Source organism: Paracoccus hibiscisoli (assembly GCF_005048265.1).
GTDB lineage: Bacteria > Pseudomonadota > Alphaproteobacteria > Rhodobacterales > Rhodobacteraceae > Paracoccus > Paracoccus hibiscisoli.
On sequence record NZ_SUNH01000049.1, the window covers coordinates 1 to 12,522 of the forward strand.

The following is a 12,522-nucleotide window of genomic DNA, read 5'->3' on the forward strand; positions in this document are numbered from 1 at the left end:
GAGGCTGTGTAGCTAGACCAGTTCGTCGTGCGATAGCGGGCGGGTGATGGCTTGCTCATGCGGACCGTCTAACCGCATAGATTCACAAATGTGAATCCTCGAAGGTCAGAGTTCTGCAACAACGCCCAGTTGATGCCGCGCGACTCTGACCGCCAAGTCGCCGAGGTTCAGGTACGCGTTGCAATCCGGAACGGCTACACAGTCTTAGGCATTCTTGCCAGATAACGCCCTAAGATAAATCCGCCTAGGGAATGGGTAGAACTGTTCGTTAGCTGATTTGCGCAACAGAGCCAACGCACAGATTAAATTCCGTCTCGGATAGGCCGCGTACCGATTTGGAGTCGATCCGTGCAACACGACCATTAGACACAACCAAAAATCGGCGTTGCTCTTTAAAACGGATTAGCATAGATGGTGAGCTGAAGGGTTTCCCCAAAAATTGAACGTTGAGCGCCTAAAATGACAATAAAAAAAATCAATACTAAACAAGACTTTGAAAATCATTATGTAGTGACAGGCCTGTTTGGTGACCATCGAGATTTTGGGATATATAAGGCGCCAAGAACTTCAGGTGTGGAGTGCCTTTTTTTCTCAAACAGCGATGTAATTGGTAAATATGCCCACGCGCAGGGCTGGCGATTTATTAAGACGTTTCACCCGGTTCTCGCGAATGATTACCTTGAAACGTCGCTGCAATCAAAATGGGTGAAGTATCTCCAATTTCTAAAAAATAGCACGATTATCGAAGAAAACTTGCAAATACCTAAATCAGTTCTGTACTTCGATCACAAATTTCATGTCACATCCGAGCATGTTGCAAATATTCTCAAGCGGGCCACGGACGCATCTCTTTTAATCCGCAAGACTCCGACTGCCAAACACTCCGTCAATGTCGAAATCGACGCCGCTCTGCCTTACGAGCGCTATGCACGGCATATGGAGCCCACAAAGGATTTTATCAAAACCCGTCTGGCGCAGGGTGCCAAAACAGATGTCACGATCTGTAACACCGGGCTGATCCACTACCGACATCTGGAGGTGTCCAGAGATTTAGCGGATCGAGTCTACAACACTTGCCAATCTTTGAAGCAACCCGAATGCCAAATTGTCTGGGCAATGCATGCTCAAGCCTTTGACGACAAGATTGATGTGATCGACTGGAACGATCCGCTAGTTGGCGATATTGAATGGCAAGATCCCAAGGTTTATTCGACCAATTGCGTGCCAACAGTCGCACCCAAACGGCGCGAGCCGGGCCATGGGATCGTGGTTGGGGGGTTCCACCGCAGCGGTACGTCGTCCGTTGCGGGGATGTTACACCATTCGGGCATCAGCGCAGGCACCGACCTGATGAACGAAAACGAGGATAATGCAAAAGGCTATTTCGAAAGCTGGGGGCTGGTGAGTATGCACGACCGGCTGATGAACGCGAAGGGCGTCGATTGGGCGACCTCTCTTGAGCAGAAAGCGTCTTTATCTGAAGACGATTTGACTGAGCTACGCGCCTATTTTGACCAAAGGGCAGAGCAATCCGACGGCGCATGGTGTATGAAGGACCCACGCATCGGCCGGTATTTGTTTGAATGGATGCGAGTCGCACCGGAATTTAAAATGTTGGTGCTGTATCGTTTACCCAACGCCAGCGCACTGTCTATGCAGAAAAGAAGCCTGCGCGAATTTGTACAAACTCGAGGCACGCTTGAACTGCCGAAGCGGTTCTACGAAGACCCCGACCTCGCATTACGGCTTTGGGTCGAGCACAACGAAGCATATATCACGCTGTGCCAAGCGTACCCAGAGGATTGCATGGTTATTGGCCATGCCGCTATTATTAACGGCTTTGATGTACTTCAGGCGGTCTCGGTCAAGTTTGGCGTCGATACGCCCACCCAAAATGGCAAAAACTTTTTGGACACCTCGTTGTTGTCCCGGCCCCGGCCAATTTATGTGGTGTCTGCTGATTTACGCGATCGAGCAATTGCGGTTTGGGATGCGCTTTGCAGAATGGATGTGTCACTTCAGAATCCAACAGCTGCGCCACAAAGCATTGAAGACCAATTAATTTTAGATACCGACGGTAGGTTTACACGGGCTGAACTGCTGGAAGTATTTGCCAAAGCCGCGCTGAAGGAATTGGAAAGGCGGCACAACGTGGCAAAGGATGAGTTCAACAAATTGAGGGCGTTGGAAGGGCGGCACAATGTGGCGAAGGATGAGTTGAACAAGTTGAAGGCAGCACATCAGTCCCAGAAAGATGAAATTACGATCTTTAAGAAGCAGATCGAGGATGTGCGCCGGGAGTATTTAACCAGCACTTCTTGGCGGATCAGCGCACCGATCCGCATCGGAGGCCGGCTAGTTAGACAGCTGCGGAAGCGCCCATAGCGAGTTAAGGGGGGCTATTGATCCGCTCAAGCGCTATGTAAGGTTCGGCAAAAGCGAAGGGCGGAATCCATCGCCTATCTTTTCCACAGTCAAATATCCTGTGCTTTACAAAGACGTCCTTGAAATGGACATAAGTCCACTTTTTCATTATGCGCAGTACGGTCAAAAAAAGGCAAGTCGCATTAAAGTCTTTGGACTTTGTGACCCAAAACGAGCGGAGTGGACGTGAGGTATATTTTTACAACCTGTGCTTTGAACTATTACCCCAACGCACGGCTTTTGGCGGCGTCGGCCAAAGCACATCTCGGGAATGTCAAAACAGTTTTGATGCTCGCCGATACATATCCAGTCGATTTTGATTTTGGCGATTCCCACTTTGACGAAGTGTGGTCAATTTCTGAGCTGGAGCAAGATCTGCCCAACCACATGGCTTGGGTTTTTGGGCACAGCGTAATGGAGCTGTCCACCGCCATCAAAGGTTTTGTGCTAAAAAAGCTGTTGGAGCGTAAAGACTGCGAAGCGGCTCTATTTTTCGACCCAGATTGCGAAATCCACAGTGATCTGACAGTGGTGCTCGACAAACTACACACCAAGGACATTGTGCTGACGCCTCACTGCTGTTTGCCGCATACTCAAGACGACTGGGTCAAGTTTGAATTGAACCAGCACCGAGTGGGCGCGTTCAACTTGGGATTTTTGGGGGTCAGAAACTCTGCAGAGGGCAAGAAGTTTGCAGACTGGTGGTGGCACCGGTTGCAGCGGCACTGTGTGATCGATGCCAAGCGCCATTTGTTTACCGACCAAAAGTGGATTGATTTAGCACCGTCATATTTTGATCATGTGGGTGTGATCCGGCGCCCGACATTGAACTTGGCGCGCTGGAATACATTTCAGCGCGAGATCACCCGCAATGCAAGCGGAGCTATATTCGTGGATGGGTTGCCGCTTGATTTTGTGCACTATTCTGGATTTATGAAGGTCGGTTCGCAAAACTTGGGCATGTATGACGTGGCTTCGGAGCCGTGGATCAAAGGCAAAGACGTTCTCGACCAAATGAGCCGCAACTATGCCGAACGACTGCTGGAGTACCAGCAAAAACCCGCATGCCAAAGCGACTGGACGCTTGGGCGTTACCGCAGCGGACAAAAAATCTCGGATCCGCAAAGGCGGGTGTATAAAATGACCCCCGCGCTTAGTGCTCAGTTTCCGCAGCCCTTTGAGGGCGGAGAGGCATTTTTGGCAGCGCTTTTGGCGAGGATGACAGGATGAGTGATACCAATAGCAATCTAAAAGCCGCAGCGGCCTTTGTGGATTATGGGCTGATGGAAAGATCCAAGGGACGTCGTGAATCCGCCTCGGGGCCTGGCAGCAAACTGACAGCCGCAGCGGCGGCCTCTAAATTTTTGTTGCGCAAGCTCCGAGAGTTACCGATCCGCAGCGTATTGGATTTGGGGTGTGGCGATTGGAACTGGATGCAGCATTTGGGTTTTCCCCACCCCATTCCCGGACGGCACATCACTTATGAAGGCTGGGAATCTTCTCAAGGGCTTATTGACGCGCTGCGCGCAAAGCACGGCCAAGACGGTGTGGATTTTCATGTGCGTGATGTCAGCACCGAAGCCTTACCGGACGTCGATCTGATCATCGCGCGGGATATCCTATTTCATATGCCCCCCGAAATGGCGCTTCGCGTGGTTGAAAGGATCAAAAAATCGGGCAAATACTTAGCGGCTCCGTCCCATATGTTTTTAAGCAACAACGGCGATTTTTCCGAGTATTTGGATATCGAGGGCTGGGGGTATTTTAATATTAATTTGAATATAGAACCATTTTCACTGCAACCTTTTCTACAGGAGTGTGTGCTGGAACCAGAGCACCACAGCCAAAAAGCAAAACGATATTTTTGCTTTTATAAATTTGCGCAAGTTGTAGCAGAGCCTATGGCTGAGCCTAAACTAGAGACATCCCGCCCGCAGTTCTCAAGCGCGTCTAGGACGTTTGCCACACCCGAGGTTATAACAAAGAGCCCCGCGGTGTCGGTGATCGTCACCACACATAACAACGCGAAAACCATCCAGGAGGCCGTGGCCTCGATCGCCCAGCAAGACGTACAGGATTTAGAGGTGATCGTTTTAGATGACCGCAGCACTGATAAAACCTGGCACAAGGTAGAAAACCTTGCTCGGCGGGATGAACGAGTCATCCCCATTCGTTCCAACCATAATTTGGGGCCATCGGCAATGCGCAACATTGGAATGCGTAATGCGCGCGGGGAGTACGTCTGTTTTGTCGATGGAGACGACACGCTGCGCAGTGGTGGGCTCGGCCAGCTTTTAGAGCGGGCTTGGTCTGTTTCCGCAGATGTTGTGCGCGGCTCGCATGTAATGCATGTGGATAACCATTCGAGTTTGAACTCTCCAGAACACTATCACCAGCCAGAAGTGTTGCGCACATGTTATGCGGACATGCCCGGTCTAGTCCAACTTTATACCAGCTGGAATATGCTCATCCGGCGACATCTCATTAGCAAAGCGGGCATTAAATTCAATGTGGGCATGCGTCTGGGCGAGGATAGGGTTTTTAACCAACAGGTATTTAACGCGGCCCGCTCCATTTCGATGATGAAGTTTGAAAGCTATAACTGGGTGCGTCAGGGCTCCCAAAATCATCTTTCGGCAGGCGTTAAGATCGCGGACCGACTTGTGTCTATTTCTGCCTTCCTTAATGCAGTCGCCGCGCTGGAAAATGCAACTCCGATACATTTAAAAATAGCGCATGCCTCGATGGCCTTTGAACTAGCGCGCTGCATGCAAATAAACGAAAGAAAAGGCACAGAATGTTGGAACAATATTAATGCTCTGTGGGACAACGTGCGGCTTGACCGCCGCTGGGTCACAAACCCCTCGATCAAAGGGTACGAAAAGTCGCTGCTGAACGACTTTATTCTAAGCAAACTGGCTTAAGGGGTCTTCGGTGCCGCGCATGTCACGCGCGGCGTTTCGTGCCTCCTGGCCTGATTGCCGCGCCCCGGGGTCTTGACCCGCGCGCGCACCGAGGATTTGGTCCGATTGTTGCCCTTGGCCTGTTCAGATCGTATTCTTACCTTTCATGGCTCGGCCCTTTGCGCTCAGCGGCCCGTTGCCGCTCCACCGCCCGCTCCTGCTCAAGCATGCGTTCCCTCTCCCGGTCCTGTTGGGTGAGGGCATGCCCGGCGCTTTCGACGTTGCGCGCAACCTCCACACCGCGATCCTGACCGCGCACCGCCCGCGCAGCCTGCAGCCGCTCAAGGGCGGTCTGCGGCGCATCCATCGCCCCACGGGATGCCCGCGCGGCTTGCAACCGCTCCAGGGCCGTCTCCGGGGCGCGGGCGAGGCCAAGCGCCGCTGCGCGCTCCTGCACCCGGTCCAGGGTCCGCTCCAGCCATTCGCGGGCCTGTGTCTGGAACTCGCGGGCCACTTCGCGGACCTGAAGACCGATTTCCCGCACCTCCTGCCAGCGATCAGAGGCCGGCGTGGCGATCCCGCGCCGCATCATGCTCCAGCCCCGGGCCCCGACATCGGGCAGGGGCGGGCGGTCCAGCTCCACCGCGCGCGCCATCTCCGCGACGTGGACCCGCTCGTCGCCGTTGCGCTCGGCCACAGAGGCCCGTTCAAGCGCCTCCTCACGCTGCGCCTCCAGGGTGCGGTGATCGACCCGCTCATGGACGTTGCAGCGCTCGAGCGTCTGGTTGACGTGCTCGGCCCAGGACGACCGCCAGTCCACCAGCACCTCCTTGGCGTTCCAGTCGCGGTTCTTGGCCCCGAACCCCTCGGGGCCAATCTCGCGGGTGGTCAGCATGATGTGGGCGTGATGGTTGCGCTGGTCGCCTTCACGCCCCGGGGCGTGAAGGGCGATGTCAGCCACCATCCCCCGGGAGACGAACTGCGCCTGGACGAACCCGCGCACCAGATCGCGGTTCTGCTCAGCCGTCAGTTCGGAGGGCAGGGCCACGCGGACCTCGCGGCTGACCTGCGCATCCTTGCGGCGCTCGATCTGCTCCACGGCATTCCACAGCGCAGAGCGATCCCGCGCCCAGTCCGGCGCATGCTCGGGGGCAAGGATCTCGGTGTGCTCGACACCGTGCTTGCGGGTGTAGTCGTGCACCTCGCCGGTGCGACGGTCCACGACACGCTCGGCGGCACGATACGCGCTTGCGGCAGTCGCGGAGCGCCCCTTGCTGCGGGAGATCACCGAGGCGTCAAAATGATAAATCGCCATGATCGCCCTCTTGGCTTGGTTTCGAAAGGATGCGCAGCGGTCCTTCGCTCACACGTCACGCAGTGACGTATAGGTGAGCACTTCGTGCACTTCGTGTCTTGCACCCTACGCTCGGCGCATCCAAACTTACAACCATTGAGCGACCATAGAATTTCGAAATGCCTAAGACCATTGACCAGCAGATTGCAACGGCTGAAGCCAAGCTCGCCTTGCTCAGAACCAAGAAGAAAGCCACCGACACCCGCGTCAAGATCATCGTCGGGGCTGTCGTCGTGAAGGCGGCATTGGAAAGCCCGGACGCTGCCGCAAAGCTGGCAGGCCTACTGCGCGACCGGGTGACACGCGACCTCGATGTGAAAGACATTCAGCAGCTCCTAGCCAGCCTCGACAAGAAGGCCGCGCGCAATGGCTGAGCTGAGAAACCCTGCCGCCGCCCCCACACCCCAGGACGAGATGCTGGAAGCCCTGGTCTCCGTCACCGCAGAGAACACCACAACGCTGATCGACGTACAGCGCCAGGCAGCAGCAACAGCGGCCTCGGTGAAGGATGCCCGCACCTACATGGCAACGGTCGTCAAGAACACGGACTGGGAGACCAACGGCAAGAAGATCGCGGCCATTCTGGACAAGGCACTGCTGCAGGATCGCGCCGCTCTCCATGCCGTCAGTGAGGCCGCACGCGAAATGCGCGGGACATCCATCGAAATCACCCACAGGGCCGGAGACGCCGCTGTGGCACAGAAGGATGCCAGCAAAGCCTTCCACAGCGCCGCAGAGCGGCTTCTGAGGGTCATGGAGGTCCACCAGCAGGGTCGGTGGCGCAGAATGGGCATCATCGCCCTCATAGGGGCTCTCTGCGGCGCTGTGGGGTTCTTTGCCCGCGAACCGGCTACCAAGTTCCAGCACCTCTGGGATGCAGGGGCCGCGCTGCGCCAGGATGCAGCCCACCGCGACTGCAAAACCTTTGGTGGGGAAACCCTGCCGTCCGGTGAGCGATTGGCCTGTGTCATCTGGCAGGACGCAGCTCAGTGAGCTTAAGCAAGCTTGGTCCTAGGCGATGTCCCATGGGTTGATGATCTGCACGCCTGTCGGCGCGAAATCGGCCACATTGCGCGTGATGATTGGCATGGCATGAACAATTCCTGTCGCAGCGATAAGGGCATCCCTGTCGCTGCGGGGGTCAGGAACATGCAGAGCAGCGCAGCAGAGCGCCACAGGAGCGTCTACCGCCAGGATGCGTCCCTCAAATGCCGGAAGCACCCTATCCGTCATCCAGGCTCTCAGAATGGCCCCCTGAGCGCTGTCACGCCTCTCGGCTTGCCTGATACCCATTTCAAGCTCCAGAAGCGTAATAGCCGACAGGAACAAGGCTGACGGGTCTTGACCTGCCGCCCAGGCTACGACGTTGGCATCCGCCTTGCCTGCCTTTGCCTTACGAAGTTCGGAGACCACGTTCGTATCGAGAATGAACATCAGGACAAGTCAACCGGCTTCGCGAGGCCACTCAGTCGACCGGGTTCAAAAGAGACCTCTGCCGCTTCCGTGTCAGCCAGCAGATCAATGATACTCTCTCGCTGCCCTGTAAGCCGCCTGTAGGCTTCAATGCTGAGCAACACATGCGCGGGCTTGCCACGGTCCGTGATGAACACAGGCCCATTCTGAGCAGCTCTTTTTGCGCCGCTGGCATCTTGGTTGAACGTCCGGCTGGTGATCGTTGTCAGTTCCATAGCTCAGACCTCCTCATTAGTTTAAAGTAGTTACGTAAATACTTTACTACAAAATGTCAAGCGGACGACCATATCTCCTAGTGTTAATAGTGTTACCTACGGAGTAAGTTACGGGCCTGAAAATGTCCTATAGTCACCTGTTTATGAGAAAGAAAACTATCCACAGGGTTCCGAAAGGTGCGAACTAGGGTTCCGAAAGGTGCGAATTTTGGTTCCGAAAGGTGCGAACATCGGCGGTTCCTGATAGTGCGAAATGTTGGTTCCTGATAGTGCGAACTTATGCTACGGCTTAAGCATGGCTCTACTCCCTGATCGACACCCTCAGAAAGACTTCTTCATCCTCGACATCGCCGATGTCGTGCCGAAAGATGATACGGCGTCGATGGAACACCCCATGTTCTCACTGGCGACGAAGCCAGACATGCGCCACTTGCATTATGCATCTGGGGATGTTCGCTTAGAGATTACGCCGTCCTACAACGGCCTGCCGACCATCTTCGACAAGGACATTCTGATCTTCTGTATCAGCCAGCTGATGCACATGAAAAACCGGGGTGAGAAGGTCGGTAAGCGTGTCAGGTTTACGGGGCGAGAACTTCTAGTTTCAACGAACAGGCCTACCAACAACCTCGGCTACCAACGCCTAGAGCAAGCCTTCAAGCGCCTACGAGGAACGACCTTCAAGACCGATATTCAGACGGGAGACCGTATGGAAACTCGAATTTTTGGCCTGATTGACGAAGGTGGATTCGTCATGCGTGATGATGGTTCTTGGCGGCTGGATTATTGCGAGGTGGTTCTGTCGGACTGGCTCATGCGGGCTATCGATTCTGACCAGGTCGTCACCATCTCGAATGACTACTTCCGTCTACGCCGCCCGCTGGAACGCCGTCTCTACGAGATCGCGCGGAAACATTGTGGCAACCAGCCAAAATTTCATATTGGCCTTGCCAAACTTCAGGAAAAGACCGGAAGCAATGCCCCCCTCAAGAAGTTTCGGCTCAATCTTCGCCAGATTATCGCCGACGATCATACCCCCTTCTACCGGATTGAGCTGACTGGCGATGATCTCGTAATCTTCCGGCCCCGGAACGCAAAAAAACAGATCGCTCCCGCTATTATCCTACCTGATTGGGCCGAGGAAAAGGCCCGTGCTCTAGCGCGGGAAAAGGGTCGGGACTATCACGCCCTTCAAGCTGATTGGCTGGCCTTTGTGCAGGCAGAAACGGCTAAGGGGAACCCACCGAAAAATGCGGGTGCCGCCTTTGTAGCTTACTGTGTAAAGCAAGAAAGCCTGCGCTAGCGACTATCCAAACAACCGGCTCCAGAACCCCTTCGGTTTGGCGATGGTTTGGGGTCGTAGGTCTGCCAGGAGCGCGTGAAGTTGGTCTTCCTTGCGTTCCGCCCGGTCCGCCCGGTCCTTCAGATCTTCAATGCGTTGTTCAAGAAAACCGCGTTCTCGCTGGTCGGATTCCACTTGGGCACGAAGCTTCTCAACTTCAGCCTGCAATGTATTGGTTTCAAGGGGTGTTTCAGGTGTTTCAGTGGGGGTTGCAATTCGCTTCGCATCACGGTTTCTGTGCCCGTTAGCATCCTTCCACCTCTCCAGCTCAGATGCATCGACACTATAGGAGCCATCATCCAGACGTCTTGCGCTGAGCTTCCCACTTTTTATAGCTCTCGAAAGTGTTGGCTTACTGAAACCAACCGCCTTCGCAGCTTCTCCTAGGGTGTAACTCATAGGTGTAACCGCTTGCCTTCACAGTGTTGCAATTCGCCTCATGTTACTGTGAGGCTTACAGTTACGCATGTTACACCATCCTAGCAGGATCTCAAAACACCTTGCCGCTTCGGCTCCAATATTCAACGTCTCTGGACAGGCGCCCAAGAATACGAAGCAACAGCGAGTGAGCCACTGGCCCTGCCCTGGCGTGACCTCTGTCACGCATGCAAAGACCCCCGGCCTTGGCCGCAGGGAGGAGCAGAGCGGCAGGACCGGGGGCTGTTGTGTCACCGGCGCCGCAAAGGGAGGAGGAGGCGGTACCGGGGGAGTGGGAATATGGTACGGCACAGACATTTCTGTCTGGTTAACGGACAGCCCAAAATATTGCGAATTCGACCCTAAGCGTACGCTACACCCTCGACGTGATCCGCATCCTGCACCAGCGCCATGACATCGAGCATTTTTGATAAGCGCACGCTTACCTATGCTCTCATGTCAGTAGAAACGCTAGCCTCGGCGGCCAGCTAATTTTCTATGGCATGATTGCCTTATTGTTCGAGTGGCGGCTTCATTCTTTCAAGCCAAGGACTGAGGCTAGCGCTGGTCTCTTATTCAAACCAGTACTTAAAGTTATTGCAATAGACCAAGCGAGTAGAGGAGCGAGGAAGTAATAAGCTACATACGCCAGCCCGTCATTGCTGGGATAAACCTTACTCCATAATGCCCAAAGCATGCTAGTAACCGGAAGATGGAGCAAGTATGTCAAAAACGAAACCGGGGCTAAGAAACGAAACACTTTCCAAATTGATAGATGCGCAAGATAGAATGACACGACGATGATGCTTAGCGATATTCCGATGCGCATGAATAGATCGAAGAAGGTGTAGGAAGAGACATTTATTCTTGGCTGAGGTCCCCAGGCAATTAGAACGGCTAGCATTGCCAAACAAACGACTAAGACTGCACGCGATGAGGCAAGTGAGATCAAGCGCACTCCGTACAAGGCCATCAGCGCGCCAGCTACCAGGAACACTACGATCAATTCCCGGCTAATAATCGGCTCCATCTGCGCAATCAAAGCGTAACCACCAAACGCGATTAGAATCGGAATCCGGTACCGCCCACAAAGCGAGAGGATACCGAAGATTAGTATTTGGGTTACAAACAGGTCGCGGATGAAATGTAGGGTAAAATTTGCTGGTGAAGATGTCAGTGACGTGAATGCGTTAACTATATCTATGAAGCTTCCATCTTGGATAATTTCGATTACGCGGTGCTGGTAGTTTATTGTGAAGTACGCTGCAGCTACTGTAAGAATATATATTAGATTCCATGTGAGCATCGGGACTATTACTCGGTTAGTCTTTCGGATTGTAAATTTCCGTAGATCTGGCGCATCAATTTTTTTCCATCCTAATACTAGGAGATAGCCGCTAATTAAGCTCAATGCTGGAACACTAGCCCTTCCTAAGTAGTCGTTCGTAAGTACTCCAAGGATGTTTAGGTCACCCCCGTATACGCTAGATTGTTCGTATTCTTTAAGATGGGTGAACATCATAAACGTGATGCACAGCACCCGAACGCAGTCAATAAGCCTAGCTTCAATTTGCGCAGATGTTGGGGGGGCGTTTTGTATAGTTCTAAGCGTTGCGCTCGGTGAGAACATAATAAAACCATTGGCAATAAAAGATCCCTTGCACATGTCACATCACGCGCCCGTGAGTCTAGATAGACAACTAAGTTAAGACTCAACTTTCGGTTGCTTATTGTTTAAAAACAATGCGATGTACCGCTTCATTCGTGCTGATAAAAAACAGGCACTAAAAGACGGGCGATCACTCAGTTTCTGGCGGCGGTCCCGCGCGCAGTGCTGCGCGGTCCTGTCACGACGTTGGAGGATCGCGACGCCGAGATCATGGCGGCGCTGGACCTGGTCCTAGTGGGCTTCTGACAGCGTCTCCCAAGCACCGTCACTCAACCCAGACCCTCTGCGCGTCTCCGTAATGGGTGTTATGCGGCGGAACGCAGAGGGGGCGGGGATCAGCCAGGGGTTGTGGGGCGGGGGGGCGATCTTTCAGAAACCGGAGACGTGCTGAACGAGGTTTGTAGCAGCCCGGCGCGAGGCTTTTTGCGCATGTTCCGACTTTAATGCACAAAGCCTCTAACGGTTTGCTGATGGGCCAAGCCCTGCGCGCTTCACACCGCTTCGGGCGAACCATCTGGCGACGATGGAGCGGCTATCACCGCCGGAGCCGCGTCGAAACGAAGATGCATTGTGTGAAGCTGCTGGGCCAACGCCTGACTGCCAGGGACTTCGACCGTCAGGTTGCCGAGTTTCAGATCCGTGTGGTCGTCCTGAACGGCTTCGCCGCACTCGGCATACCCGTCACTGAAGCCGTGGGATGAGTCTGTCCGGGGGAAGGGGAACCT

11 protein-coding genes and 1 pseudogene are annotated in these 12,522 nt (G+C 54.2%); 7 read left to right on the forward strand and 5 right to left on the reverse strand.

The genetic code is table 11. From position 1 onward, the window contains the following. The first annotated feature begins 459 nt into the window (after nt 1–459). The 3 genes from FA740_RS18415 to FA740_RS18425 all read left to right on the forward strand — a co-directional run bounded on the left by FA740_RS18415 (nt 460) and on the right by FA740_RS18425 (nt 5,348). A complete protein-coding gene (locus FA740_RS18415; RefSeq protein WP_136858271.1) occupies nt 460–2,385 on the forward strand; it encodes a sulfotransferase in 1,926 nt (641 codons plus the stop codon). A 252-nt stretch (nt 2,386–2,637) separates the two neighbouring features. Next, nucleotides 2,638–3,654: a hypothetical protein gene (locus tag FA740_RS18420; protein ID WP_136858272.1), complete on the forward strand. Its 1,017-nt coding sequence runs from the start codon at nt 2,638–2,640 to the stop codon at nt 3,652–3,654. Continuing rightward, nucleotides 3,651–5,348, forward strand: a complete 1,698-nt coding sequence (locus tag FA740_RS18425; protein ID WP_136858273.1) for a glycosyltransferase — start codon at nt 3,651–3,653, stop codon at nt 5,346–5,348. Before FA740_RS18420 ends, FA740_RS18425 begins: the two co-directional genes overlap by 4 nt. A gap of 136 nt (nt 5,349–5,484) precedes the next feature. Here the strand turns inward: FA740_RS18425 and mobQ are convergent, their stop codons facing one another. Beyond that, a complete protein-coding gene (gene mobQ, locus FA740_RS18430; RefSeq protein WP_136858274.1) occupies nt 5,485–6,642 on the reverse strand; it encodes a MobQ family relaxase in 1,158 nt (385 codons plus the stop codon). Nucleotides 6,643–6,800: 158 nt separating this feature from the next. Between mobQ and FA740_RS18435 the strand changes: the two genes are divergently transcribed. Beyond that, nucleotides 6,801–7,055, forward strand: coding sequence for a hypothetical protein (locus FA740_RS18435; RefSeq protein ID WP_136858275.1), 255 nt, complete (start codon nt 6,801–6,803; stop codon nt 7,053–7,055). After that, nucleotides 7,048–7,674 carry a hypothetical protein gene (locus FA740_RS18440; RefSeq protein ID WP_136858276.1) on the forward strand — a complete coding sequence of 209 codons (627 nt, stop codon included), beginning with the start codon at nt 7,048–7,050 and terminating at the stop codon, nt 7,672–7,674. Before FA740_RS18435 ends, FA740_RS18440 begins: the two co-directional genes overlap by 8 nt. Before the next feature lie 18 nt (nt 7,675–7,692). On the opposite strand, the gene FA740_RS18445 is transcribed toward FA740_RS18440, so the two are convergent. Beyond that, on the reverse strand, nt 7,693–8,115 hold the full coding sequence (locus FA740_RS18445; RefSeq protein WP_211243756.1) for a type II toxin-antitoxin system VapC family toxin: 423 nt from the start codon (nt 8,113–8,115) through the stop codon (nt 7,693–7,695). Then, a complete protein-coding gene (locus tag FA740_RS18450; protein ID WP_136858278.1) occupies nt 8,115–8,369 on the reverse strand; it encodes a type II toxin-antitoxin system Phd/YefM family antitoxin in 255 nt (84 codons plus the stop codon). The genes FA740_RS18445 and FA740_RS18450 overlap by 1 nt, the downstream gene beginning before the upstream one ends. A gap of 253 nt (nt 8,370–8,622) precedes the next feature. Here FA740_RS18450 and FA740_RS18455 point away from each other — a divergent pair, with 253 nt between their 5' ends. After that, a complete protein-coding gene (locus FA740_RS18455; RefSeq protein WP_246053728.1) occupies nt 8,623–9,672 on the forward strand; it encodes a replication initiator protein A in 1,050 nt (349 codons plus the stop codon). A gap of 3 nt (nt 9,673–9,675) precedes the next feature. Here the strand turns inward: FA740_RS18455 and FA740_RS18460 are convergent, their stop codons facing one another. Beyond that, entirely contained in the window at nt 9,676–10,110 is a 435-nt protein-coding gene (locus tag FA740_RS18460) for a helix-turn-helix domain-containing protein (protein ID WP_136858279.1), read from the reverse strand. A 550-nt stretch (nt 10,111–10,660) separates the two neighbouring features. Further along, on the reverse strand, nt 10,661–11,794 hold the full coding sequence (locus FA740_RS18465) for an acyltransferase family protein (protein WP_136858280.1): 1,134 nt from the start codon (nt 11,792–11,794) through the stop codon (nt 10,661–10,663). A 479-nt stretch (nt 11,795–12,273) separates the two neighbouring features. On the opposite strand from FA740_RS18465, the pseudogene FA740_RS18470 reads away from it, so the two are divergent. Continuing rightward, nucleotides 12,274–12,498: pseudogene (locus FA740_RS18470) on the forward strand (IS5/IS1182 family transposase); the annotation flags it as partial. Nucleotides 12,499–12,522: the final 24 nt, after the last annotated feature.